Annotated in this window: 24 protein-coding genes and 3 tRNA genes; 12 read left to right on the forward strand and 15 right to left on the reverse strand. The window is 65.4% G+C overall.

All coding sequences use genetic code 11. The annotated features are described in order from the left end of the window. The first annotated feature begins 132 nt into the window (after window positions 1-132). The 5 genes from V2S85_RS24120 to V2S85_RS24140 all read left to right on the forward strand — a co-directional run bounded on the left by V2S85_RS24120 (window position 133) and on the right by V2S85_RS24140 (window position 5,050). Complete coding sequence (locus tag V2S85_RS24120; RefSeq protein WP_330705343.1) at window positions 133-2,214, forward strand: bifunctional DNA primase/polymerase; 2,082 nt, start codon at window positions 133-135, stop codon at window positions 2,212-2,214. A gap of 324 nt (window positions 2,215-2,538) precedes the next feature. Further along, complete coding sequence (locus V2S85_RS24125) at window positions 2,539-2,823, forward strand: hypothetical protein (protein ID WP_330705344.1); 285 nt, start codon at window positions 2,539-2,541, stop codon at window positions 2,821-2,823. 91 nt (window positions 2,824-2,914) lie between these two features. Next, window positions 2,915-3,349, forward strand: coding sequence for a hypothetical protein (locus tag V2S85_RS24130; protein ID WP_330705345.1), 435 nt, complete (start codon window positions 2,915-2,917; stop codon window positions 3,347-3,349). 107 nt (window positions 3,350-3,456) lie between these two features. Then, window positions 3,457-3,636 carry a helix-turn-helix domain-containing protein gene (locus tag V2S85_RS24135; protein ID WP_330705346.1) on the forward strand — a complete coding sequence of 60 codons (180 nt, stop codon included), beginning with the start codon at window positions 3,457-3,459 and terminating at the stop codon, window positions 3,634-3,636. A gap of 265 nt (window positions 3,637-3,901) precedes the next feature. Continuing rightward, window positions 3,902-5,050 carry a tyrosine-type recombinase/integrase gene (locus tag V2S85_RS24140; protein ID WP_330705371.1) on the forward strand — a complete coding sequence of 383 codons (1,149 nt, stop codon included), beginning with the start codon at window positions 3,902-3,904 and terminating at the stop codon, window positions 5,048-5,050. A 167-nt stretch (window positions 5,051-5,217) separates the two neighbouring features. On the opposite strand, the gene V2S85_RS24145 is transcribed toward V2S85_RS24140, so the two are convergent. Beyond that, window positions 5,218-5,307: transfer RNA gene (locus V2S85_RS24145), tRNA-Ser, on the reverse strand. A gap of 154 nt (window positions 5,308-5,461) precedes the next feature. Here V2S85_RS24145 and hspQ point away from each other — a divergent pair. Beyond that, entirely contained in the window at window positions 5,462-5,842 is a 381-nt protein-coding gene (gene hspQ / locus V2S85_RS24150) for a heat shock protein HspQ (protein ID WP_330705347.1), read from the forward strand. 4 nt (window positions 5,843-5,846) lie between these two features. Here hspQ and V2S85_RS24155 read toward each other — a convergent pair whose 3' ends face one another. Together V2S85_RS24155 and V2S85_RS24160 are read right to left on the reverse strand one after the other, a co-directional pair. Then, on the reverse strand, window positions 5,847-8,063 hold the full coding sequence (locus V2S85_RS24155; RefSeq protein WP_330705348.1) for a putative bifunctional diguanylate cyclase/phosphodiesterase: 2,217 nt from the start codon (window positions 8,061-8,063) through the stop codon (window positions 5,847-5,849). A 102-nt stretch (window positions 8,064-8,165) separates the two neighbouring features. Beyond that, window positions 8,166-9,059, reverse strand: a complete 894-nt coding sequence (locus tag V2S85_RS24160; RefSeq protein WP_330705349.1) for an ABC transporter permease — start codon at window positions 9,057-9,059, stop codon at window positions 8,166-8,168. Between the two features lie 93 nt (window positions 9,060-9,152). Between V2S85_RS24160 and V2S85_RS24165 the strand changes: the two genes are divergently transcribed. Next, window positions 9,153-9,848, forward strand: a complete 696-nt coding sequence (locus tag V2S85_RS24165; protein WP_330705350.1) for a GcrA family cell cycle regulator — start codon at window positions 9,153-9,155, stop codon at window positions 9,846-9,848. 16 nt (window positions 9,849-9,864) lie between these two features. Continuing rightward, window positions 9,865-10,542, forward strand: coding sequence for a peptidylprolyl isomerase (locus V2S85_RS24170; protein ID WP_330705351.1), 678 nt, complete (start codon window positions 9,865-9,867; stop codon window positions 10,540-10,542). A gap of 31 nt (window positions 10,543-10,573) precedes the next feature. Here the strand turns inward: V2S85_RS24170 and map are convergent, their stop codons facing one another. The 9 genes from map to V2S85_RS24215 form a co-directional block, all read right to left on the reverse strand. Further along, a complete protein-coding gene (gene map, locus V2S85_RS24175; RefSeq protein ID WP_330705352.1) occupies window positions 10,574-11,347 on the reverse strand; it encodes a type I methionyl aminopeptidase in 774 nt (257 codons plus the stop codon). A gap of 1 nt (window position 11,348) precedes the next feature. Further along, window positions 11,349-11,549, reverse strand: coding sequence for a ParD-like family protein (locus tag V2S85_RS24180; protein WP_330705353.1), 201 nt, complete (start codon window positions 11,547-11,549; stop codon window positions 11,349-11,351). A 168-nt stretch (window positions 11,550-11,717) separates the two neighbouring features. Then, window positions 11,718-14,021 carry a polyribonucleotide nucleotidyltransferase gene (gene pnp / locus V2S85_RS24185; RefSeq protein ID WP_330705354.1) on the reverse strand — a complete coding sequence of 768 codons (2,304 nt, stop codon included), beginning with the start codon at window positions 14,019-14,021 and terminating at the stop codon, window positions 11,718-11,720. A 205-nt stretch (window positions 14,022-14,226) separates the two neighbouring features. After that, window positions 14,227-14,496 (reverse strand): 30S ribosomal protein S15, encoded by a 270-nt coding sequence (rpsO, locus tag V2S85_RS24190; protein ID WP_271181902.1) that lies wholly within the window; start codon window positions 14,494-14,496, stop codon window positions 14,227-14,229. A gap of 5 nt (window positions 14,497-14,501) precedes the next feature. Continuing rightward, on the reverse strand, window positions 14,502-15,407 hold the full coding sequence (gene truB / locus V2S85_RS24195) for a tRNA pseudouridine(55) synthase TruB (protein ID WP_330705355.1): 906 nt from the start codon (window positions 15,405-15,407) through the stop codon (window positions 14,502-14,504). Beyond that, a complete protein-coding gene (locus V2S85_RS24200; RefSeq protein WP_330705356.1) occupies window positions 15,407-15,919 on the reverse strand; it encodes a DUF2239 family protein in 513 nt (170 codons plus the stop codon). Before V2S85_RS24200 ends, truB begins: the two co-directional genes overlap by 1 nt. Before the next feature lie 214 nt (window positions 15,920-16,133). Next, window positions 16,134-16,208, reverse strand: a tRNA-Gly gene (locus V2S85_RS24205). Window positions 16,209-16,307: 99 nt separating this feature from the next. Then, window positions 16,308-16,664 (reverse strand): hypothetical protein, encoded by a 357-nt coding sequence (locus V2S85_RS24210; protein WP_330705357.1) that lies wholly within the window; start codon window positions 16,662-16,664, stop codon window positions 16,308-16,310. 99 nt (window positions 16,665-16,763) lie between these two features. Next, window positions 16,764-16,838 (reverse strand) — tRNA-Gly (locus tag V2S85_RS24215). A gap of 213 nt (window positions 16,839-17,051) precedes the next feature. Between V2S85_RS24215 and V2S85_RS24220 the strand changes: the two genes are divergently transcribed. Together V2S85_RS24220 and V2S85_RS24225 are read left to right on the forward strand one after the other, a co-directional pair. Beyond that, window positions 17,052-17,954 (forward strand): tetratricopeptide repeat protein, encoded by a 903-nt coding sequence (locus tag V2S85_RS24220; RefSeq protein ID WP_330705372.1) that lies wholly within the window; start codon window positions 17,052-17,054, stop codon window positions 17,952-17,954. 5 nt (window positions 17,955-17,959) lie between these two features. Further along, a complete protein-coding gene (locus tag V2S85_RS24225) occupies window positions 17,960-18,568 on the forward strand; it encodes an LON peptidase substrate-binding domain-containing protein (protein WP_330705358.1) in 609 nt (202 codons plus the stop codon). Window positions 18,569-18,597: 29 nt separating this feature from the next. Here the strand turns inward: V2S85_RS24225 and V2S85_RS24230 are convergent, their stop codons facing one another. After that, the gene (locus V2S85_RS24230) at window positions 18,598-19,272 is read right to left on the reverse strand and encodes a response regulator transcription factor (protein ID WP_330705359.1); all 675 of its coding nucleotides are present in this window, start codon (window positions 19,270-19,272) and stop codon (window positions 18,598-18,600) included. A gap of 273 nt (window positions 19,273-19,545) precedes the next feature. Between V2S85_RS24230 and V2S85_RS24235 the strand changes: the two genes are divergently transcribed. Next, the gene (locus V2S85_RS24235; RefSeq protein ID WP_330705360.1) at window positions 19,546-20,451 is read left to right on the forward strand and encodes a UDP-2,3-diacylglucosamine diphosphatase; all 906 of its coding nucleotides are present in this window, start codon (window positions 19,546-19,548) and stop codon (window positions 20,449-20,451) included. After that, window positions 20,448-21,530 carry a glycosyltransferase family 1 protein gene (locus V2S85_RS24240; protein ID WP_330705361.1) on the forward strand — a complete coding sequence of 361 codons (1,083 nt, stop codon included), beginning with the start codon at window positions 20,448-20,450 and terminating at the stop codon, window positions 21,528-21,530. The genes V2S85_RS24235 and V2S85_RS24240 overlap by 4 nt, the downstream gene beginning before the upstream one ends. Here the strand turns inward: V2S85_RS24240 and V2S85_RS24245 are convergent. Next, entirely contained in the window at window positions 21,527-22,321 is a 795-nt protein-coding gene (locus V2S85_RS24245; protein WP_330705362.1) for an IclR family transcriptional regulator, read from the reverse strand. The genes V2S85_RS24240 and V2S85_RS24245 overlap by 4 nt on opposite strands. 7 nt (window positions 22,322-22,328) lie before the next feature. Then, window positions 22,329-23,348: an LLM class flavin-dependent oxidoreductase gene (locus tag V2S85_RS24250; protein WP_330705363.1), complete on the reverse strand. Its 1,020-nt coding sequence runs from the start codon at window positions 23,346-23,348 to the stop codon at window positions 22,329-22,331. Window positions 23,349-23,359: the final 11 nt, after the last annotated feature.

Genomic DNA, 23,359 nt, shown 5'->3' on the forward strand with positions numbered 1-23,359 from the left:
TCGCTCCGTCACCGGAACCGCCCGTCTCAGCGGCAAATCGGCCCTCGTAGCTATCCGCGAACTCGTCGACGGCAGGTTCGTGGTCGCCTGATCAGAGCCCAATTGCTGACCCCGTGAGCAATTACCTCTCGGATGCCTACCCCCGCTGAGCAGACGGACTGGCTCTCCAGCTATCCCACCAACAACATCGGCCTCCCCCTCGGCGCACAGTCGCGCCTGGGCATGATCGACATCGACACGGACGATGAGCAGGTGATCGCCACGATCAAGTCCCTGCTACCTGCGACCCCGTGGGAACGGCGAGGCAAGAAGGGCATGGCTCTGGCCTACCGTTGGAACGGCCAGCGCAACTTCAAGATCAAGGGCGTCGATGGCACCATGCTGGTCGAGCACCTGTCCGAGGGCAATCAGGTCGTCCTGCCGCCCTCGATCCATCCCGACACGGCCCGCCCTTACACTGCAACGGCCAACCTCTGGGAGGTGCTCGACGACATCCCCGAACTGCCGTCCGATTTCGAGGTGCGCCTGCGCGCTGACTTGTACGCAGCTGGATTGATTGCCAGCCCGGCAACGGGAACTCGCCCTGGTGCAGGTTCGCGCGGTGGCGTGGTCATCGACATCCCCGCCGAACATGGCATCGACCGGTTCCTTGCTGAGGCGCTAGCCGCTGCCTGCGACGCGGTGCTCGCAGCCCAAGAGGGCGGGCGTAATACGAAGCTGTTTGGTCAGGCCAAGGATCTCGCGCGCCACGTCGCCGCAGCAGAAGCTGATTGGACGCCATTCGCGGAAACGCTCCATAAGGCAGCGTTGACGATTGGGTTGGAGGACGGGGAAGCTGTTGCGTCAATCCTGAGCGGCTGGAACTCTGGCTCGATTGAACCGACTGCTTGGCTCCCGATCGCCTCGCAGTACATCTACCTTGGCGCACAGGACCGGTTTTATCACCCCGCTTCCGGCTCTGATTTGCCAGCGGCGGGCTTCAACGGTCTGTATGGGCGCGTCCACGATGCGAAGGGCACTTTCTCGCAATTCCTGACCGGCAACGGATACATCAGCAAGGTCCAGGACATCACCTACATTCCGGGCCAGGAGCCGGGTGTCCAGGTCGTCGATGGTATGCCGTACTTCAATGTGTACCGTCCGTCTGATGTCACTGCGACCCTTGGCGATGCGGGACCATTCAGCGAATTTCTCGAGTTCCTCGTCCCCGGTGAATTGGAGCGGTCGCATCTGATCCAGTTCATGGCTCACGTGGTCCGCAATCCTGGCAACCGCATCCGGCACGCGCTGCTCCTGCGCTCACGCCACCAAGGCATCGGCAAGTCGATGCTGTTCGAGATTTGGGGCAAGCTTGTAGGCACTTCGAATGTGCGCTTCACGTCATCTCGTGAGATGGCGGGCAACTTCGACGGCTGGAAGACCCAGAATGTGACGCTGATTTGCCCGGAACTTAACATCGGGCATGGCATGAGCGCCTACAACGACATCAAGGCGTTCATCTCGGACGATTTCGCAACCGTCAACGAAAAGCACCTCAAGGCGCGCCGCTGGCCCATCTATTCCACGTCGCTCTTCTCGACTAACCTCGATGTGCCGATGCTGATCGAAGCCAATGACCGTCGCCTGTTCGTGATTGACACGCCAGCAACTCCGCGGTCTGCAGCCTACTATGCTGAGTTCGCTGACTGGTGGAGTAAGAGCCTGGGCGTGATCCGGCACTTCCTCGACGAGGTCGATCTTTCGGATTTCAACCCTCACGCTCCGCCACCCATGACGGAAGCCAAGTTGCGCCTGATCCAACGCAGCGGAACCCCGCTGGTTCAGGACATTGCGTTTCTGATACAGGAGCGGAAGGGGCGGCTGTCCCGTGACGTGATAACCGTCGAGGAGGTGGCCGAGGAACTGCGCGGTAATCGCGTTGCGGACCGGGTGATTGCAACTGCCTTGCGTGAACTGGGGGCTGTTGCGATCGGACAGCAGCGCACGCGCTTTGGCCGCAAGTCGCTCTGGATCATTCGCAACCATGCGATCTGGCAGAAGTGGACGATCGCAGAGCGAGTTAAGGAATACGAACGGCGTGAAGGACTGTTCTCGTGCGGCCTTTCCGGGCTGGATGAGCACGACTTCGATGTCGCGTTTCTGTCCGAACTGACGGAAGAGAACATTGAGTCAAAGCTCGACGCCTTGAAGTCTTCGACCCTGCTCGCCCTCTAAGCGCCCCAATGCGTGTCTGACTGTCTAGGATGATTTTGAGCTTCCGCCATTGATGTTGGCTCCAGAGCAATCACTCCACACCATTTCATTTTTTACCATAAAGTAAAAATGAAGGTAGACAGTCAGACAGGGCGCGTTGAGTGCTGCCCTGTTCAACTTCCGGCAGTATTACCAACAGATATGGAAACACCCGTAATTATTTCGCGCTGAATTTTTTTCATGCTTGCGCGGTGAGTCGCGGACTCCTACGTACATCAACGACCCGACCGGAGGCGGCAACCTCCAGCCGGGTCTGACCATCAACCGTCACTTGGAGACGACTCAATGGCTGACACGCCAACTAGCAGCGCGCCCACCGTTTGGGCCAGCACCACCGCCGACATCGACGCACTTCATCAACAGCTCGGTTCCGAGACCGCTAACCGGCGCGTTCTGGAAGACCAGCTGGCAGTCTGCGAAGAGGACCTCCTCGGACTCCAGGCCCCGGACGTGAGCGGCGTGATCCGCAAGCTCGAAGTGCTCTGGGAGCAGCAGCTCCACGGCATGGACCAGGCTTCCGGCTGGAAGCTTCAGATCCTCGACGATCTGCGCCGTCACACGACGGCCTGACCTCCCCCGCAACAGCATACGACACCGTGACCGGCGACGCCTTTGCGTCGCCGTGCGGACTCTCGCCCCCTCCTCGATTGAAGGACCAACGATGAAGATCCCCTTCTACCTGATGACCGAACTCGTCAACCGCCTGAACCGTGGCAATGTTGATGAGGTCAAAACCCTCGAAGTGCTCAAGACGGTTGGGCTGGACCTCGACGAGCCTGGCCCCGCTCCCGATTTCGCTGAACTGACCTCCCGCTATGAGGGTCCTACGAAAATCGGCAGCTTCACCCTCGATGCCACGCTCGAACTGTTCGGCCATCGCTCCCCCATGCACTTTCGCATCAACTACGCCATCCCGTTGGACAGCGATGAGCCGGGAGACATGCTGTTCGGCACGTCGATCTGTATCGACCAACTGACGTGGGGTGAGTTCGTCGAGCATGAACCGTCATGGACGCCAATGGCACCGAACATCTTCAGCGACGCGATGCGCGCCGAACTGTGGCCGATGATCGCCCGCCACGCTCACCCAGGCTGACGCCGAACTATTTTGCCGTGTTTCCAGGAAACACGCAGTCAAGGCGTTTGCCCTCCATCGTATTCGTGCATACACGAGGGGTCTCCCCAGAACATTCGGAGGCAATTTTGGAAAACGTCAAGAACTATACGATCAATGAAGCCCGCTCGATGCTAAGTATCGGTCGCACCAAGATGTACGACCTCATGAACTCTGGAGAACTCCGGTTCATCGTCATTGGCAGCGTCCGGCGCATCCCGCACATGGAAATTGCCCGCTTCATGGACGCACAACTTCTCGCAGCCTGACACCCGCACTCCTGATCTAATTCTCGCTCTCTGCTCTCCAAATCGTTGATCTCGCTGCTCGGGCGAGGTGGGCCACGCAAGACCTTGCTGCTTCCCACCCTCCGCCGACCGTTGGCAGCCTCCGCCCAGAACACTGACTCGCTGGCAGGACAACGATGCCCCTTACGATTATTATCCCACAGCCGCGCGCCGCGCACACCAATCGCAACCTCCCACACCACAGCCTCGCTATCGGAGGCTGAACTTGGCTCGTCGAACACATTTATTGACGGACGCGAAAGTCCGTTCCTTGAGGGAGCCAGGCAAGTACCCTGATGGGGAAGGGTTGAAACTCAGGATCAGTCCCACCGGCTCAAAGAGTTGGACTTGGATCTTCACGCTAGAGGGCCGTCGCCGCGAAGCAGGCTTCGGGAGTTATCCAGCGGTCTCGCTCAAGGAAGCTCGCGCGAAACGAGTGGAAGCAGAAAGGCTCCGAGACGACGGCATCGACCCTATCAAAGGCGCCGGACATCGCCCTGAACTGCGGCCTACCACCTTCGGAGAGATCGCACTCGATTACATTGCCGACCATGAGGCTGGATGGAAGAACGATAAACACCGACAGCAATGGCGAAATACGCTGCAGACGTACGGAAAGCCGATCTGGAATATGCCGGTTGATCAAATCGGCGTCAGTGAGGTGCGTAACATATTGAGGCCAATCTGGCATAAGAAGCCAGAGACAGCGAAGCGAGTTCGAGGGCGAATAGAGAGGGTTCTAGGGGCAGCGAAAGCTCTAGGGCTTCGATCTGGCCCGAACCCAGCTTCGTTGCGCGACAATCTGGATTTTCTGCTCGGCCAGCAACGAAAGCAATCGAAGCGCCACCATGCCGCGATGCCATACGCCGACGTTCCTCAGTTTTTCTCGGACCTCAAGCGCCAGGAGGGCCTCGCTGCGCGAGCATTGGAATTGCTAATCCATACGGCAGCGCGAACCTCTGAGGTGCTGCATGCCAAGTGGTGCGAATTTGACCTCGATAATCGCCTGTGGACGATCCCCGCTGAACGCATGAAAGCTGGGAAGGAGCACCGAGTTCCTCTGACCCCACAAGTTATGGCCCTTCTCAATGTCCTGACCGAGAACAAGACGTTCTTGTTCCCTGGTCAATCAAAAGGAAAGCCTCTGTCGAACATGGCCATGTCGATGCTGCTGCGCCGGATGGACATTGCTGATGCAACCGTCCACGGTTTCCGCTCATCGTTTCGCGATTGGTGCGGCGAGAGTACGGATGAGCCAGGCGACATAGCTGAAATGGCTCTCGCCCACGAAGTTGGCAACAAGGTGGAGCAGGCATATCGGCGGGGAGACGCCCTCGAAAAGCGCCGGAAGCTCATGACGATGTGGTCCGATTACCTCAGCAACACCGAGCGCTAAGGTCGCGACAGCCTCGGTGCGTCCCATGCGAGTAACCCTCAAGCTGACCCTCAACGGTCCTTAGGGTTGCTGCAGGGCAACGGCAAACAACCAAGGGCATCATCAAGCGAAAACCCAAGGAAATCTGCCCTTTTTCGGGCAATCACGAACAGTGCTGGTCAGGTAAGTGGCGGAGAGGGTGGGATTCGAACCCACGGTACGGTTTCCCGTACACTGCATTTCGAGTGCAGCGCATTCGACCACTCTGCCACCTCTCCGCTCGAGACGTGTGCGGTGGAAACAAGCTCCACCGGGTCGGGAAGCGCGCCGTTAGCCCACCTGATCGGACTTGCCAAGCCCCGTTTTGCATTTTCTGGGAACAGCCGCCGCACACCGCTTGTTTGACCTGTGGATGAAATCTATATCTTGCTCATGAACAAAGCGTCCTTCTTCTCCCCCCAGGCCGGGCGAGTCATCGACGCACCGCTTCGGACACGAGCGCGGTTCGCGATCGGCGATGTCGTGCGGCACCGTCATCATGACTTTCGCGGCGTCGTCTTCGACATCGATCCCGTCTTCGCCAACAGCGAGGAATGGTATCAGTCGATCCCCGAAGACGTTCGGCCCCGGCGCGACCAGCCCTTCTACCACCTCCTCGCCGAGAACGAGGAATCGAGCTATCTCGCCTACGTCAGCCAGCAGAACCTGACTGGAGACGGCGATGGCGGGCCGGTGGACCATCCCTCCCTGTCGCAGATGTTCGAGGACTACGACAACGGGCGCTACCAGTTACGCCGCGGCCTGGCACACTGAACGCCTAGAACGGCGCGGCCGGGCGATGCGCCTGTGCCGCGCGCGAGGCCGCCAGCAGCCTGCCGACCATCTCCGCCGGCACCGGTCGCGATAGCAGGTAGCCCTGCACTTCGGGACAGCCCACGCGCTGCAGGAAGGCGAACTGGCTTTCGGTCTCGACGCCCTCGGCCGTCAGGCGCAGGCCGTTGGCGCGGGCTAGGCCGACGATCGCCTCCACCAGCGCGGCGCCCGGCACGGTATCGACGGCGTTGACGAACGAGCGGTCGATCTTGATCCGGTCAACCGCGAAATCGCGGATGTGGCTGAGCGAGGAATAGCCCGTGCCAAAGTCGTCCAGCGCGCAGGCCACTCCCAGCCGCCGCAGTTCCGCAAGCGAACGCGCCACCTCGCCCGAGGCGCCCATCAGTGCCGTCTCGGTCAGTTCCAGTTCGAGCCGGTCCGCACTGACGACGCCTTCGGCCAGGATCTGGCGCACCGTATCGACGAACTTGCGGCTGCGCAGCTGAATCGGCGAGACGTTCACGGCGATACGCAGGCTCGGCCAGGCGCGGGCATCGGCCACCGCGCGGCGCAGCACCCATTCGCCGAGCACAGCGATCAGCCCGGTTTCCTCGGCCGAGCGGATGAAGTCGCCCGGCGCCACCAGCCCCTGCTCCGGATGTTGCCAGCGCAGCAGCGCCTCGACACCGATCATGGAGCGGGTCGGGACATCCCAGATCGGCTGGTAATGAACTTCCAGCTGGCGATCGCAATCGGCCAGCGCCACACGCAGCTCCCGGTAGGTCTCCTCGCGGGAGCGGACGTCGGTGTCCATTTCCGGGGTGAAGAAGACGTAGCGGCTGCGTCCGTCGGTCTTGGCCTTGTAGAGCGCGATGTCGGCCTTGCGCGTCAGTTCGGTGCGGTCGAGCCCGTCGGCAGGCGCCAAGACCACGCCGATGCTGGCGCCGATGAACGCCTGCGAGCCGGCCAGGTCGAAAGGCCGCTCCAGTTCGGCGACGATGCGCGCGCAGATGCTTTCCACCGCGCCGCGATCCTCGGGCTCGCCGATCAGGATGGCGAATTCGTCTCCGCCCAGACGGGTGACGATATCGTAGCCGCGCACCTCGGCCACGAGCCGCCGCGCGACCTGCCGGATCAGCGCGTCGCCTGCGGGGTGGCCAAGCGTGTCGTTGACCTGCTTGAAACGGTCGAGATCGATGTAGAGCAGCGCCAGCAGCGACTTGTGCCGGCGCGAGCGCGAGAGCGCCTCGTCCAGCCGGCTCTCGAACATCGGCCGGTTGCCGAGGCCGGTGAGTTCGTCGTGCATCGCCCGGTGCTGGGCATGGGCACGGCTTTCCTCGAGGTCATGGGTACGCCGGGCAAGACCGCTGGCGAGGAGGAACACGCCCCCGGTGACGAGCAGCAGCACGATCGCCAGCACCGGCCCCAGCGCCGCGATGAGTTGCCGGCCGGGCGCGAAAGGACGCCAGACCAGATAGCCCACGACATGCTTCGCGCGGTCGTGCAGCTCCACGCAGCGCAGGCCGGTGTCGGTCGCGGGGCCGACCGCGTAGTGCGCATCGGCCAAGCCGTACTGCTCGCCGATGCCGGCAAAGAAATCGTCGTCGAGATAGACGACCGCCACATGCAGCGCCTCGGTGCCGGGAACCTGCCGCAGCGTCCCGCTGTCCGTGACGATCGGCTTGATGCTGACGATCGCCGGACGCCCGCGCACGATGGCAATGTCGGCCTGCCCGGGCGACAGCATGGCGACGTCAGACTCCGTGCGCTTCCTGATCGTCGGGGTTCGGCGCAGCCGGCCCAGCAGCGGCCCCGCGGCATCCTCCAGGGCGATGAAGCTCTCGGGCCGGGCGCGCCTGCCTCCTCGCATTGCATAGATCGGGGCATTCGCGGCATCGAGGAGATAGACCTCGTCGAAGCCCGCGTAGTCCTCGAACCATACCCCGAGATTGAGATCGAGCCAGCGTTCGTCGAGCGGCTGCTTGCGTGCCTCGCGCACGGCTTCATCCCATACGGTCGAGGATTCCTGGGCATGGGCGACACGCTCGATGCTCTGCGAGAGCACCAGCGAGACGATCGCCTGGTCGCGGTTGCGCGCCATGCGATCGACCTCCCTGCCGGACCATTCCAGCAGGCCGAGGATCAGGACGAGGATGCACAAGGCCGCGACCACGATCGGCGCGGTGAAGCGCACGACGGTCTGTTTCCGGCTTTCGCTCAAGGCCAATCTGGACGCCACCCGGCAGGAGTGCCACTGCAGCGGATAAGACTTCCTTAACGAAGCCCGTTTGCCATAAGTATTTCGCAGCCGGTCCGGCGCAAATCAGCCCTTGAGCTTCCAGCCGGACCGCAGCACCAGGAAGACCACCAGCGCCAGCACGGCATCGACAAACCCCATGCCCAGCGCGCTATGCAGCACGGCCATGTTGGTGTCGCCGATGTCGCTCTGGCCGAGGAAGCCGAAGCGGAACCCGGAGATTACGTAGAAGAACGGGTTAACGCGGCTGATCGCCTGGAACGCCGGGGCCAGGTTGTCGATCACATAGAACGTGCCCGACAGCAGAGAGAGCGGCGCGATGACGAAGTTGGTCACGGCCGCGTTGTGATCGAACTTCTCCGCCCAGACCGAGGAGAGAAGGCCGAGCAGCGCCAGGAAGGTCGATCCGGCAAGGCCGAACCACACGACCGCCCAGGGGTGCGCCATCGACAGGTCGACACCCGGCCACAGCAGCATCGCCAGCGTCAGCGCCAGGCCCACGAGGACGGCGCGGGTCACGGCGGCACCGATCATCGCCAGCATCAGTTCGGCCTCGGTCAGCGGCGGCATCAGGTAATCGACGATGGTGCCTTGCACCTTGCCCGCCAGGAACGAGAAGCTGGAATTGGCGAAGGCGTTCTGCATCATGCCCATGACGATCAGGCCCGGCGCCACGAAAGTCGCGAAGTTGACGCCCAGCACCTGCCGGTCGCCGCGCCCCAGCGCGACGGTGAATATCACCAGGAACAGCATGGTGGTGATCGCAGGTGCCCAGATCGTCTGGGTCTGGACCTTGAAGAAGCGCCTGACCTCCTTCATATAGAGCGTCTTGAGCCCCACCCAGTTGACCTGGTGTATCAGGGGCTCTCCCTTTGCCGGAAATCGGCGTGCCGTGCTGTCGTCGGGGGCCAGGATCCCGGAGGCGTCCGGCAGCTCAGTCGAATGGGGTTGATCGGGCATGGACCGGCGACTATCGGCTGATGCCTTCCGAGGCAAGCGGCGCCTGGAAATCGGGGACGATTCTCTCGTCCCCCCTGAAGTGATGGAACTGGAATGAGCTGGACTGACGAGCGGATCGAGAAGCTGACCAAGATGTGGGAGGGCGGTTCAACCGCCAGCCAGATCGCGGACGAACTCGGCGGCGTCAGCCGCAACGCGGTGATCGGCAAGGCCCATCGCCTTGGCCTGAAGGCGCGCCCTTCCCCGGTCAAGGCGAACGAGAAGCCCGCCCGCCCCGCGCCGGCCCCCAAGAAGCCCAAGCCCGAAGTCGCCGCCGCGCCCGAGCCCGCGCCGGCCCCGCGCGTCGAGGCTCCGGCAGTGCGCGCCGCGCCTACCCCGCCGCAGGCCCCCGTGCAGCGGGCCGAGCCTTCGCCCGCACCGGCGGCGGTCGATGCCGCTCCGGCGGCGCCGCAGCCGCGCATCGTCTCGGTCGGTCCCGGCGGCTTCCTGCGCCAGGGCCCCGGCGACCAGCAGCAGCCGATCCCGCCCGCGCCCCCGCGCCGCCTGGTGCCCGCCAAGCCGAGCGCCGAGATCGCCGGCAAGACCAGCCTGCTCGACCTCAACGACCGCATCTGCCGCTGGCCGATGGGTCACCCGGGCGAGCCGGACTTCCACTTCTGCGGCGACAAGGTGAACCCCGGCTTCCCCTACTGCGTCGAGCATTGCGGCCGCGCCTACCAGGCACAGCTGCCGCGCGGCGCGCGCCGTGCGCCCCCGCCGCTGCCCTTCGGCGGTCCGCGGGTCCGCTGACACCGTGCGGCCGGGAATGACCGTCCGCGCGGCGCTCGCACTTCTGGCAGCGCCGCTGGCGGTTTCGCCCGCCATGGCACAGGACGCCGCGCCGGTCGCTCCGGCAGCGGCGCCCGAAGCCGCTCCGGCACCTGTCCCGGCCGAATACGTCTATGTCGCGCTGACGGTGCCGCAGGGTGTCATCACCCTCGCCCTCGACAAGACCCATGCGCCGCTGACGACGGCGAATTTCCTGAAGTACGTCGATGCCAAGAAGATGGACGGCGCGGTGTTCTACCGCGCCATGCATCTCGATCACGATCCCGAAAAGCAGGGCCTGCTGCAGGGCGGGGTGCGCAATGCCGCAAATCTCCTGCCCCCCGTCGCGCACGAGCCGACCAGCAAGACCGGCATCACCCACGTCGCGGGCACTGTCTCGATGGCCCGCTTCGCCACCGGCACCGCGCAGGCCGATTTCCTGATCCTCGTCTCCGACATGCACGCCCTCGATGCCGACGAAGGCAACCAGGGCAAGGATCCGGGCGCCGGCTTCGCCGCCTTCGGCCATGTCGCCGCCGGCATGGACGTGGTCAGGGCGATCTGGAACCTCCCCCGCTCCGCCACCAAGGGCGAAGGCGTGATGAAGGGCCAGATCCTCGAGCAGGACGTCAGGATCGTCACCGCCCGGCGCACCAAGGCACCGGCGGGGGGCTGACGCCCTCCCTCCTCATCCGTCATCGCCGGAATCAGGCCGCCGCTTTCGCCTTTTCGTCCCGGCGCAGCGTCAGCACCTCGACGCCATCGGCGGTCACCGCCACGGTATGCTCGAACTGCGCGGAGAGCTTGCGATCGCCCGTCACCACGGTCCAGCCGTCGTCCTGGGTGAAGACCTTGCGGGTGCCCTGGTTTATCATCGGCTCGATGGTGAAGGTCATGCCCTCGCGCAGCAGCACACCGGTGCCGCGCCGCCCGAAGTTCAGCACTTGCGGCTCCTCATGCATCTCGCGCCCGATGCCGTGGCCGCAGTATTCGCGCACCACCGAGTAGCCGTTGCGCTTGGCGTGCTGCTCGATCGCGAAGCCGATGTCGCCCATGCGCGCGCCGGGACGGACCTGGCGGATGCCCTGCCACATCGCCTCCTGCGCTACCTTGACCAGCCGCCGGGTCGCCGGCGGAACCTCGCCGACGATGTAGGTCTTGCTGGAATCGGCGATGAAACCGTTCTTCTCCAGCGTGATGTCGAGGTTGATGATGTCGCCCGCGCGGATCACCTCCTCCTCGCTCGGCACGCCGTGGCACACGACATGGTTGATCGAGCAGTTGAGCACGTACTTGAAGCCGTACTGCCCCTTGCTGGCGGGGCGGGCCGACAAGTCATGGGTGATGAAACGATCGACCATGTCGTTGACCGCCATCGTCGACAGGCCCGTCAGATCCTGGCCGTCGAGCATCTCGAAGACCGAGGCCAGCAGCCTGCCGGAAATACGCATGAGCGCCAGTTCGTCAGGAGACTTGACCATGTCAGGCCGCTCTTGCCGCATCCGGCTCGGCCGCCTGCATCTGCATCCGTACGATCTCGGTGAACGAAAGCGTCGGGTTGGCCTCGGCAAGCATGCCGATCTTCATCCAGAACTCCGCCTGGGCATTGATCGATCGGCACATCACGGTGCTGGCACGGCGCACATCCTCATGCAGGTCTTCGGCGATTTTGACGATGCCCATGGAAACTCTCGGCTGCGAATATACGAAACGTATATGATCCGTATATGGACAGGTCAATCCGCCAGATGCCCAAACGAAAAAGGGCCGCGCTTTCGCGCGACCCTCTTCCTGTATCCTAAACGGATCGTGCCGATCAGTCTTCCTTGAGGCCGCTGATCGGCCTGCCGATCAGTCCTCCTTGAGGAAAGCCGGCATGTGGTTCGGGTTGCCACCCTCGCCGCCACCGTCACGGCGCGGACCACGGGGACCGCGATCGCCACCACGGCCGCCGCCGTCACGGCGCGGGCCACGACGGTCACCGCCGCGATCGCCGCCGCCGCGCGGGCCACGGTCGCCGCCTTCACGCGGTTCGCGGGGCGGACGGGTGTCCTCCAGCGCTTCGCCGGTTTCCTGGTCGACGACGCGCATCGACAGGCGAACCTTGCCGCGCTGGTCGATCTCGAGGACCTTGACGAAGACTTCCTGGCCTTCCTTGACGACGTCGGTGGGCTTTTCCACGCGCTCGTTCTTCATTTCGGAGACGTGGACGAGACCGTCCTTGCCGCCCATGAAGTTCACGAAGGCGCCGAAGTCGACGATGTTGACGACCTTGCCCTGATAGATCTTGCCGACTTCGGCTTCCTCGACGATGCCGAGGATCCACTTCTTGGCGGCCTCGATCTGCGCGATGTCCGAGGACGAGATCTTGATCACGCCTTCGTCGTCGATGTCCACCTTGGCGCCGGTTTCCGCCACGATCTCGCGGATGACCTTGCCGCCGGTGCCGATGACGTCACGGATCTTCGACTTGTCGATCTGGATCGTCTCGATGCGCGGGGCGTGCGCCGACAGTTCGGTGCGCGACGAGCCGAGAGCCTTGGTCATCTCGCCCAGGATGTGGGCGCGGCCGGCCTTGGCCTGCTCCAGAGCCTTGGCCATGATCTCGCGCGCGATGCCCGCGATCTTGATGTCCATCTGCATCGTGGTGATGCCGACTTCGGTGCCCGCGACCTTGAAGTCCATGTCGCCGAGGTGATCTTCGTCACCCAGGATGTCGGACAGGACCGCGAAGTCCTTGCCTTCCAGGATCAGGCCCATGGCGATGCCCGAAACCGGGCGGACCAGCGGCACGCCGGCGTCCATCATCGACAGCGAACCGCCGCAGACGGTGGCCATCGAGGACGAACCGTTCGACTCGGTGATGTCCGAGAGAACGCGGATCGTGTAGGGGAAGTCTTCCTTGGCGGGCAGCACCGGGTGCAGCGCGCGCCATGCCAGCTTGCCGTGGCCGACTTCGCGGCGGCCCGGGGCGCCGAAGCGGCCCACTTCACCGACCGAGTAGGGCGGGAAGTTGTAGTGCAGCATGAACGACGAGTACGACAGGCCCTCGAGGCCGTCGATCATCTGCTCGGCGTCCTTGGTGCCCAGCGTGGTGGTGCAGATCGACTGCGTTTCACCGCGGGTGAACAGCGCCGAACCGTGGGTGCGCGGCAGGAAGCCGACGATCGCCTCGATCGGACGAACCTGCTCCAGCGTGCGGCCGTCGATGCGCTTGCCGTCCTTGAGGATGGCGCCGCGAACGATGTCCGCTTCCAGCTTCTTCATGGTCTTGATGGCGACCATCTGGAGCTGCGGGGTTTCACCCGAGAACGCTTCCTTGGCCTTGGCGCGCGCGGCGTTGAGGGCATTGGAGCGGGCCGACTTGTCGGTCAGCTTGTAGGCGGCGGTGACGTCCTTGCCGACGGCCTTCTTGAGCTTCGCCTTGATGTCGGCGGTGTTGTCCGACAGGTCGATGTCCCAAGGCTCCTTGGCGGCCTTTTCCGCCAGGTCGATGATGAGGTTGACGACCTTCTTGATCTCGTCATGCGCAAACACGACGGCACCCAGCATCTCTTCCTCGGTCAGCTCCTTGGCTTCCGATTCCACCATCATCACGGCATCGCCGGTGGCGGCGACGACGAGGTCGAGGCGGCCGTCGGTGAGAGCAGCGGTCTGCTTCGGGTTCAGCGTGTATTCGCCGTCGACGAAGCCGACGCGCGCGGCGCCGATCGGGCCCATGAAGGGCACGCCCGAGATGGTCAGCGCGGCCGAAGCGGCGATCATCGCGACGATGTCGGCCTCGGTTTCGCCGTCATAGCTCAGCACCTGGGCGATGACGTTGATTTCGTTGTAGAAGCCCTCGGGGAACAGCGGGCGGACCGGACGGTCGATCAGGCGGCTGGTCAGCGTTTCCTTTTCGGTCGCGCCGCGCTCACGCTTGAAGAAGCCACCGGGGATGCGGCCCGCGGCCGAATACTTTTCCTGGTAGTGGACGGTCAGCGGGAAGAAGTCCTGGCCTTCCTTCACCGACTTGGCGGCGGTCACGGCGCAGAGCACCACGGTCTCGCCGTAGGTTGCGAGGACGGCGCCGTCGGCCTGACGGGCGATGCGGCCGGTTTCGAGGGTGAGGGTCTTGCCGCCCCACTCCATGCTTACGGTCTTTACGTCGAACATTTTCGATTTCCTTGACCCGCGCGGCCCTATTGCCATGCGGGGCTTACTGCCGGGGATACCGTCCCGGTCCGGTGCGGGGCTTTTTCGTCGCCCCTGGGCTACCTGCGCCGAATTGCGAGGTTGCCCGGAAATTTTGCTGGCGCGCTTTACCACGCCTCATGCTTCAAATGCAAAACGGCCCGCCGAGGCGGGCCGTAGCTTGGTCTTACTTACGCAGACCGAGCTTCTGGATGAGCGAGTTGTAACGCGCCACATCCTTCTTCTTCAGATAGTCCAGCAGCGAGCGGCGCTTGTTGACCATGGCCAGCAGACCGCGACGCGAGTGGTTATCCTTGTGGTGAGCCTTGAAGTGCTCGGTCAGGTTGCGGATGCGCTCCGTAAGGATCGCGACCTGGACTTCCGGGCTGCCCGTGTCGCCAGCGACGCGAGCGTTGTCCGTGATGATGTCCTGCTTCTTTTCAGCGGTAACCGACATTTCATTTACTCCGCGACATCGGATAGGTTGAACCCCCGAACGACGCGGACCTCGCGGTCCGTAAGCTGTACCAGAGCGACGGGGACGGTGCCCTCGTACGCGCAGTATAGCCCGTCTTCCTGGGGCATTCCGGTGAGAACGCGGCCCTGTCGGACCGCCCTTGCCTGCTCCGGGTCGAGGTTCAGGGCCGGGATGTCGTCCAGCCCCGCCTCCAGCGGCAAGAGTATCTGCTCAAGAGGCGCGCCCTTACCGAATTCGTTCAATTTGTCCAGCGAAATTGCGTGAGACAGGTCGAACGGACCGGCCTTGATCCGGCGCAGCATGGTGACCGTGCCGCAGCTGCCGAGGGCGTGCGCAATGTCCCGCGCGAGGCTGCGGATATACGTGCCCTTGGAAACCGTGGCCAGCAGGGTCGCCCCCGCTTCGGGATCGAAATCCAGCAGTTGCAGGTCGAACACGGTCACGCTGCGCGTCTTGAGCTGCACATCCACCCCGGCGCGCGCCAGATCGTAGGCTCGCTCGCCATCGACTTTTAGCGCCGAGTACGCGGGCGGCACCTGCTCGATCGGCCCGGTGAAACGGGGGAGCACCGCCTCGACCTCGCCGCGCGAGGGGCGCACGTCGCTGGTGGCGATCACCGCGCCTTCGAGGTCAAGCGTGTCGGTTTCCTCGCCGAACTTCACCGTGAACTCGTAGGCCTTGGTGGCATCGAGCATCCGGCCTGCCAGCTTGGTCGCCTCGCCCAGCGCCACCGGGAGAATACCCGTCGCCAGCGGGTCCAGCGTGCCACCATGGCCCACCTTGACCTTCTTGCCATACCCGGCCTCGCGCAAGTTGCGCTTCACCGCCGCCACCGCCTGGGTCGAACCCAGGCCCAGCGGCTTGTCGAGAATGATCCAGCCGTGCGCCATCATGCGTCCTTGGGCCAGGCGAGCTTGCGCGCATGCTCGGCGATCGGCGTCGGCCACAGCACGCAGAGCGCGTCGAAGTTCTCACGGTCCCCGGCGTAAAGCGCGCGGATGGCTTCTTCGTAGCCCGGGCGGTCGCCCGCCATGACGGTGAGGAAGCGGTAGGCCGCATCGAGGCACTCGCGCTCGCTCCGGCCGGCGCGCATGGCGACCTCGACCAGCTTGCGCAGCGTGGTGGATGCCCCGCCCGGCTGCGCGGCCAGCCATTCCCAGTGGCGCGGCAGCAGCGTGACCTCACGCGCCTCCACCCCCAGCGAGGGCCGCCCACGCGGGCGCGGCGCCGGCTCGGCAAGGTCGAGATCGACCTGGCGGCCGGTATCGTCGTCGAAGGCGAGCAGATCGCTGCTGCGGGCAAGCGGACCGAGATCGCGCCCAAAATCCCTCAGCGCCTGGGTGAAACCCCCCGGCTGACCGCGCGCGATCACATCATCCTTGTAGAACACGGTCACGGACATGAGCGCATTTCCTTTCGGAAACGCCTCTACATTTACCCGGGTTAAATTGTCAATATATCCGGGTTAAAATAACCGCCGCCCGATCCGCGCACGGCAGCACATCAGCGCAGGCGACCACCACATTGCGATAGGGACGGCGCCGACAGAGTGAACCCGCTCGCCTGCAAATCCACAGCATGAGCAGTTCGACCGGTGATTTCGGGGAAAGGCAAACTGGAGCGGGCGAAGGGATTCGAACCCTCGACCCCAACCTTGGCAAGGTTGTGCTCTACCACTGAGCTACGCCCGCTCTGGCGTTTGGATGACCGTGCGAAAGAACCGCTTCCGGTCGGGTGGAGGGGCCACTAGCAGCGCTTCCGAAACCGCGCAAGAGCCCCTTCGACAAATTTTACCGAGCCCCCTTCCCGCCCCGACGAAAGCCCAGCGCAAGGGCCGCCAGGCCGAGCATGACGAGGATCGCGAAAGTATCTGCGACCAGATCCATGACTTCGGCATCGCGGTGGAGTGCGGGAATCATCTGCACCACCTCGATCCCCGCACCCAGCAGGATCAGCGCGCAGGCGATCTTCGCCTTGTGCACGTGCGGATAGCCCAGCACCGCCAGCAGCGCGAGCGTGGCGAAGGCGAGCATGTGCTGGAACTTGTCGCTTGGACCGCCGGGAATCTGCGGTGGATGCGGCAGCACGGCCATGGTCACCGCGAAGACGAGCGCCAGCCAGAAAAGGATTCGGAAAAGGTTCTGCATCGCGCCACTATCGCGATGTCGTGCGCCGGATTCAAACGCGAACTTCGCGTCATCGCGCAGCTTCCCCGCAGGGAAACGGTACTTGCGATGTAAGGAAACTGGAGCGGGCGAAGGGATTCGAACCCTCGACCCCAACCTTGGCAAGGTTGTGCTCTACCACTGAGCTACGCCCGCTCTGGCGTTTCGAAGGGGCTGCGAAAAGCGGCCCGTCCGGTGTGGAGGCGGCCCACTAGCAGCGGTTCGGGAGGGGGGCAAGCACAAAACGCAAAGTTTTTTCATCGACCGCCCCGACACGGCGAAACGGCGCATTCGCCCTTCACAAATGCTCCCGATGGGCCAATCTATGGTCTGACTATTTTTGCAATCGGAGCACGAATCTTGGCCAGCATGGGTCTCAACCTCGACGAGCAGAAGGCCGTGGACCGGTTCCGCAAGGCGGTCGCCGAACCTTCGATGACCCAGCTCGTGATCCTCGACTTCTGGGCCGAATGGTGCGGCCCCTGCAAGGCGCTGACACCAGTGCTGGAAAAGGTCGCCGCCGAATATGCCGACAAGGGCGTGCTACTCGCCAAGGTCAACGTCGATGAGGAACAGTTCATCGCCGCGCAGTTCCGCGTGCAGTCGATCCCCACCGTCTACGCGATCTTCCAGGGCCAACCGGTGGCGGACCTGACCAATGCGCGCAGCGAATCCCAGCTCAAGGGCATGCTCGACCAGTTGCTCGCCAAGCTGCCGGTGCAACCCGGCGGCGCCGAGCCCGCGCCCGACCTGGCCCCGCTGATCGCCATGGGCGAGGAGGCGCTGGCCGAGGGCGACGGCGAACGGGCCGCCAGCATCTTCATGCAGATCCTCGACATGGCGCCCGACAACGGCGAAGTGCTCGGCGGCCTCGTCCGTGCCTTCGTCGCCGCCGGACGCATCGAGGAGGCCGAGCAGGTGCTCGATTCGCTGGGCGAGCCGCTCTCCACCGACCCGCAGGTCGAACGCGCGCGCGGGGTGCTGGCACTGGCCAAGGACAAGCCCGAGGACAGCGAACTCGCCGCCCTGCGCGCCGCCGCGGCCGAGCGTCCGGCCGATATGGAAGCGCAGTTCGCCTTCGCCTCCGCCGCCTTCGCCGCCGGTGAACGCGACGCCGCCGCCGAAACGCTGCTGCGCATGGTCGCCGCCGACCGCGAGTGGAACGAAGGCGCCGCGAAAGCCAAGCTGCTGCAGATCTTCGAGGCGATCGGCCTGGAAGATTCCTGGGTTTCCGCCACCCGGCGCAAGCTTTCGACCGTGCTGTTCGGCTGACGCGGTTGACGCGGATCACCATCTTCCCGTTGACCGGCGCGGTGCTCTACCCGGGGCTGCAACTTCCGCTCCACATCTTCGAGCCGCGTTACCGCGCGATGGTGAGCGACGCCCTCGCCCGCGACCGGAGGATCGGCATGATCCAGCCGCAGAAGCCGGTCGATGGCGCGCCGCTGTTCTCGATCGGCTGCCTGGGCCGCATCGGCGATGTCGAGGCGCTGGACGACGGACGCTTCAACATCATCCTCGACGGCGAGCAGCGCTTCCGCATCCTGCGCGAGCTGGACGTGACGACACCGTTCCGCCAGATCGAGGCGGAGCTTCTGGAAGAGCCCGACGACGTCCTCGCCCCGATCGAGCGCGCCAGCTTCGAGCGCGAGGCGCGGCGCTTCGCCGAGGCCCAGGGCTACGTGGTGGACTGGGAGCAGGTCGGGCGGCTGGACGATACCTCGCTCATCAACGGGGTCTCACAGATCGCGCCGTTCGACGCCGCCGCCAAGCAGGCGCTGCTCGAAGCCTCGGGGCTCTCGGCACGCTGCGAGTTGCTGGTCCAGCTGATGCAGTTCTTCGGCCGCGCAGGCGACGGCGACGAGGACGGGGCGACGCTGCAGTAGGGCTGCGCCGGGCCACCCCGATCCCGACTTCAAACGGTATCGAACACATACCCCAGCGAGCGCACCGTGCGCAGCGGATTGCCGGCCCCCACGCCCTTGAGCGCACGGCGCAGGCGGCCGATCCACACGTCCACCGTGCGTTCGTCCACCGGCGGTTCCTGCTTGCCGAGCGCGGAGATCAGCTGGGTGCGGCTGAACACCCGCCCCGGATGCTCGATGAAATAGCGCAGCAGCCGCAGTTCGTTGGGCATCAGCGAGATCGGCTTGCCCTGGAAGCGTGCCTGGAAGGCGGCGACGTCCACCATCAGGTCACCTTGCGTGACCACGCGGATGCCCGCGCTGTCCTGCTCGCCCAGGTTGGCGCCCAGCACCCGGTCTAGCAGCGCGGTGCGGGTCAGCGGGCCGACCATGTAGTCGTCCGCGCCCATGCGCAGCGCACGCTTGCGATCTTCCTGGTTGTCCTCCTCCAGCACCATCGTCACATGCGCGTGCGCCGTCAGGCTGTCGGCGCGCAGGCGGCGGCACAGTTCGAGCCCGGACATCTCGGGCAGCACCCAGTCGATGAACACCCACAAGGCGCCCTCGATCAGAGGCAGCTCGGCGAAGTCGGTCCAGCGATGGAGCGCAACGTCGAACTGGTCGTGCCGGAATGGCGTCAGCCCGCCCGAAAGCTCGCTGGCCAGCAATATGTCGATCCGCCGCATCGCCCCTTTTCCGGCTATCTGCTCCTGAGTAGGCGGGCTTTTGCCTCGCCTGTGTGACGGCCCGGTGACATATCGGTGACGAGGCCGTGAAAAGCGCAAGACGCCTGCCCCGACAGGCGGCGGACCGGGAGGGCTGCCGTGCTTGTGGATAACATCCAGAGACTTGCGCCATGTCATCGAAGTGACCCGCAACCGTCACGGCGCCGCAACGGCGCGGTGCGATAGGCGGCGCCATCGCAGGCCAGCCTTCAACGATATCGGGGACGCAAGACCATGCGCGAACACGTCGAAGACCTTCTCGAACGCGGAACCGGGGACAACGGGACAACGGGCGGCATTCCCGCCTGGCTCGACCTGCCGGACCCCAAGGGCTTCCGCCCCAAGCGCAAGTACCGCACGATCTGGATCTCGGACATCCACCTCGGCACGCGCGGCTGCAATGCCGGGATGCTGGTGGACTTCCTGCGCGCGCACGAATGCGAGACGCTCTACCTCGTCGGCGACATCGTGGACGGCTGGCGGCTGCGCAAGGGCTGGTACTGGCCCGACGCCCACAACGAAGTGGTCCGCCGCATTCTCAAGATGGCGCATCGCGGCACCCGCGTGATCTTCATCGCCGGCAACCACGACGAGATGCTGCGCGACTATGCCGGGCTCAGCTTCGGCGGCGTCGAACTGGCGCTGGAGGCGGTGCACAAGACCGCCGACGGCCGCCGCCTGCTGGTGACGCACGGCGACGCCTTCGACGGCGTCGTGCTCTATCACAAGTGGCTCGCGTTCCTGGGGGACAAGGCCTACTCGCTGCTGCTGCGCGCCAACATCGTGTTCAACGCGGTGCGCCGCCGGTTCCACCTGCCTTACTGGTCGCTGTCGGCCTACATGAAGAAGAAGGTCAAGAACGCCGTCCAGTTCATCGGCAGCTACGAGGAGGCCGTCGCCAACGAGGCCACCTCGCGCGGGTTCGACGGGGTCGTGTGCGGCCACATCCACTGCGCCGAGATCCGCCAGTTCGGCGGCATCACCTACTACAACGACGGCGACTGGGTCGAAAGCTGCACCGCGCTGGCTGAGGACTTCACCGGTCACATGGCGATCATCGACTGGGTCGCGGAGACCGGCGGCCGCACCGTTCCGGAAGACGCCGCGGCCCATGCCGCACCGGCGGAGGCGAGCGCGTGAAGCTGGCCCTGGCAACCGATGCCTGGTTGCCGCAGGTCAACGGGGTCGTCCGCTCGCTTACTTCGACCGTCGAACACCTCACCGCCCGGGGGCATGAAGTCGAGACGATCACGCCCGACCGCTTCCTGACGATGCCGATGCCCGGCTACGCCTCGATCCGGCTGGCGATGGCGCCGCGCTTCGGCGTGCGCCGGATGCTCGACAAGGCAGCGCCGGACATCGTCCATATCGCCACCGAAGGTCCGATCGGCTGGGCCGCGCGCGGCTGGTGCCTGGCGCGCGGGGTGCCGTTCACCTCCGCCTTCCACACCCGCTTCCCCGAATACTGCGCGGTGCGCACCGGGCTCTCGGCGGAATACTTCTGGCCGATCCTCCAGCGCTTCCACGCCCAGAGCCAGGCGGTGATGGTCTCGACCCGCAGCCTCGCGGCCGAACTCGACGGGCGCGGCATCGGCCCGACCCGCGCGTGGAGCCGGGGCATCGACCACGACCTGTTCCGCCCCGACGGCCCGCACGATACGGCGATGGCCGCGCTGAAGGCCAGCCGCCCCGGCCCCATCCTGCTCAACGTCGGCCGCGTCGCGCCGGAGAAGAACCTCGAAGCCTTCCTCGGCCTCGACGTGCCCGGCAGCAAGGTCGTCGTCGGCGATGGGCCGGCACTGGACACGCTGCGGCGGCGCTATCCCGACGTCCTGTTCCTCGGCGCGCTGTCGGGAGAAGCGCTGGCCTCGGCCTACCGCGCGGCGGACTGCTTCGTGTTCCCCAGCCTGACCGACACCTTCGGCCTCGTGGTGATCGAGGCGCTGGCCTGCGGCACCCCGGTCGCGGCCTTCCCGGTCACCGGCCCGGTCGATATCCTCGGCAGCGACGGGCGCGGGGTGGATCACCGCGTCGGCTGGGCGGCGGGAGCGATCGACACCTCGCTCGCCCGCGCCATCGCGGGTGCCCTCACCGTGGAGCGCAACGACGCCGCCGCGCTGGGCGCGCTCTATTCATGGGAACGCGCGACCGACCAGTTCCTCGCCGCCATCGAGGGTGCGCTGGAAACCTCGGCCACGCGGCTGCTCTCGGCCGCCTAGCGATACCCCAAGCTGCGCGAGATCGCCGCCGCTTCATCGCGGGTCAGCACGGCGAGTTCCTCCAGCCGTCCTCTCGCCCTTGCGCTCGGCGCCGCGATCACCAGGGCGCCGACCACGCCGCCCGCCGCATCGCGCACCACGGACGCGGTTCCGGTGACGCCCTCGGCGGCCTGGTCCGCGGTCTGCGCGTAGCCCTGTTCGCGCGCGCGCGCCACGATCGCCGCCAGCGCGCCGGGATCGGTCTCGGTCCCGGGCGCGAGCCGGGCGAGGTCGATCCGCCCCAGATAGGCATCGACCGCCGCCGGCGACAGCGCGGACAGCAGCGCGCGCCCGCTCGACGTCGCGTAGAACGGCCGCCGGTCGCCGATCGAGACCGAGTAGCGCACCACGTTGCTGCTCTCGATCATGTCCACGTAAGTCACCATGTCGCCGTCATGGTCGCCGACCGCCAGCAGCACCGTCTCGCCGCTGCGCACGACCAGCCGCCGCATCCCGTCGCGCACGAGGTCCGAACTCTGCAGCCGCCGCCGCGCCTCTGTCAGCGCGCTGCCGAGGCCGAAGGCGCCGGGGCCGAGCCGCCAGGCGTTCTCGGTGGCCACCACGAAGTCCTCGTCCGCCAATCCGCGCAGCAGCGCCGCAAGGCTGCTCTTGGGCGTGGCGAGGCGGCGGCTGAGATCGGCGAGCGAAACCGGCTCGCTGCTGGCGCACAGCGCTTCGAGCAGCCGCACGACGCGGGTGACCGACTGCGGCGACCCGCCGCGGCGTTCCTCCGGCTTCTCTTCCTGATCCACGCCGCCCTCACTGGAAATGCGGGATCACCTCCCGCGCGAACAGCCCGGCATAGGCGAGGAAGCGCTCCGCCGGAAGGCCGGGGGGCATCATCATCGTGAATTGCTCCACCGGGGCCTGCGCCTGCAGGGCGCGGAAATGCGCGACGGCCTCGGCGGGGGTGAGGATCTGCAGGATCCCGCTGGCCCTGAAGGCATCCAGCGTCATCGGCCGCAGCCCCGGACCGTCGAGGCCGATCGCCCCCTTGTCGGCGTCCTCCGCCATCCACGCGCCGTAGCCGTTGTTGACGTGGAGGAAATGCGGCGCGAGTTCGTCCAGCGCCGCCGCCTTGTCCTCGGCGACGACGAGCATCAGGCCCTGCAGCCAGATTCGCGCCTCGGCCGGATCCTTGCCCGCCGCCTGCAGCTTCTCGCGGTAGAGCGGCCAGACTTCGGGATTGCCGAAATAGCCGTCGCCATGCCGCGCCACCCGCTCCATCGCCTTCGGGGCGAAGCCGCCGATGTAGAGCGGAATCCGGCCCCGGCTGGACAGCGGCTTGACCGCGGCCCCGGTCAGGGTGAAGTGATCGCCCGCGAAGTCGACCGTCTCGCCATCCCACAGCCGCCGCACGATCTGGAGAAACTCGTCGAAGCGCGCGCCGCGTTTCCGGAAATCGAGCCCGTGCGCGGCATATTCGCACGCGCGGTAGCCGATCGCGAGGCCCAGTTGCAGCCGCCCGCCCGCCAGGATGTCGAGCACCGCGCAGTCCTCGGCGAAGCGCAGCGGCTGGTAGAGCGGGCCGAGCGCGATGCCGGTGCCCAGCCGCATCCGCCGCGTGCGCGCCGCCAGCGCGGCCAGCGCCACCAGCGGCGCGGGCATGTAGCCATCCTCGGCAAGGTGATGCTCGGGCACGAAGGCGCCGTCGAAGCCGAGCGCCTCGGTCTCGGCGGCGACGTCGAGGACTTCGGCATAAAGCGTCTCGGGCGGCCGGTGCCAGGGCGCCGGATTGCGGAAATCGTAGAGGTAGCTGAAGCTGAGCTTGCCGGTCATGGCCTCTCCCC

The organism is Novosphingobium resinovorum (assembly GCF_036352595.1).
GTDB classification, from domain to species: domain Bacteria; phylum Pseudomonadota; class Alphaproteobacteria; order Sphingomonadales; family Sphingomonadaceae; genus Novosphingobium; species Novosphingobium resinovorum_B.

Coding starts and splice junctions, on each gene's coding strand:
- V2S85_RS24180 (WP_330705353.1), bottom strand. CDS start 11,549: ATGGGCATCGTCAAAATCGCCGAAGACCTGCATGAGGATGTGCGCCGT.
- V2S85_RS24210 (WP_330705357.1), bottom strand. CDS start 16,664: ATGCAGAACCTTTTCCGAATCCTTTTCTGGCTGGCGCTCGTCTTCGCG.
- pnp (WP_330705354.1), bottom strand. CDS start 14,021: ATGTTCGACGTAAAGACCGTAAGCATGGAGTGGGGCGGCAAGACCCTC.
- map (WP_330705352.1), bottom strand. CDS start 11,347: ATGGTCAAGTCTCCTGACGAACTGGCGCTCATGCGTATTTCCGGCAGG.
- truB (WP_330705355.1), bottom strand. CDS start 15,407: ATGGCGCACGGCTGGATCATTCTCGACAAGCCGCTGGGCCTGGGTTCG.
- V2S85_RS24220 (WP_330705372.1), top strand. CDS start 17,052: ATGGGTCTCAACCTCGACGAGCAGAAGGCCGTGGACCGGTTCCGCAAG.
- V2S85_RS24200 (WP_330705356.1), bottom strand. CDS start 15,919: ATGTCCGTGACCGTGTTCTACAAGGATGATGTGATCGCGCGCGGTCAG.
- V2S85_RS24160 (WP_330705349.1), bottom strand. CDS start 9,059: ATGCCCGATCAACCCCATTCGACTGAGCTGCCGGACGCCTCCGGGATC.
- V2S85_RS24125 (WP_330705344.1), top strand. CDS start 2,539: ATGGCTGACACGCCAACTAGCAGCGCGCCCACCGTTTGGGCCAGCACC.
- V2S85_RS24130 (WP_330705345.1), top strand. CDS start 2,915: ATGAAGATCCCCTTCTACCTGATGACCGAACTCGTCAACCGCCTGAAC.
- V2S85_RS24170 (WP_330705351.1), top strand. CDS start 9,865: ATGACCGTCCGCGCGGCGCTCGCACTTCTGGCAGCGCCGCTGGCGGTT.
- hspQ (WP_330705347.1), top strand. CDS start 5,462: ATGAACAAAGCGTCCTTCTTCTCCCCCCAGGCCGGGCGAGTCATCGAC.
- V2S85_RS24165 (WP_330705350.1), top strand. CDS start 9,153: ATGAGCTGGACTGACGAGCGGATCGAGAAGCTGACCAAGATGTGGGAG.
- rpsO (WP_271181902.1), bottom strand. CDS start 14,496: ATGTCGGTTACCGCTGAAAAGAAGCAGGACATCATCACGGACAACGCT.
- V2S85_RS24230 (WP_330705359.1), bottom strand. CDS start 19,272: ATGCGGCGGATCGACATATTGCTGGCCAGCGAGCTTTCGGGCGGGCTG.
- V2S85_RS24235 (WP_330705360.1), top strand. CDS start 19,546: ATGCGCGAACACGTCGAAGACCTTCTCGAACGCGGAACCGGGGACAAC.
- V2S85_RS24250 (WP_330705363.1), bottom strand. CDS start 23,348: ATGACCGGCAAGCTCAGCTTCAGCTACCTCTACGATTTCCGCAATCCG.
- V2S85_RS24120 (WP_330705343.1), top strand. CDS start 133: ATGCCTACCCCCGCTGAGCAGACGGACTGGCTCTCCAGCTATCCCACC.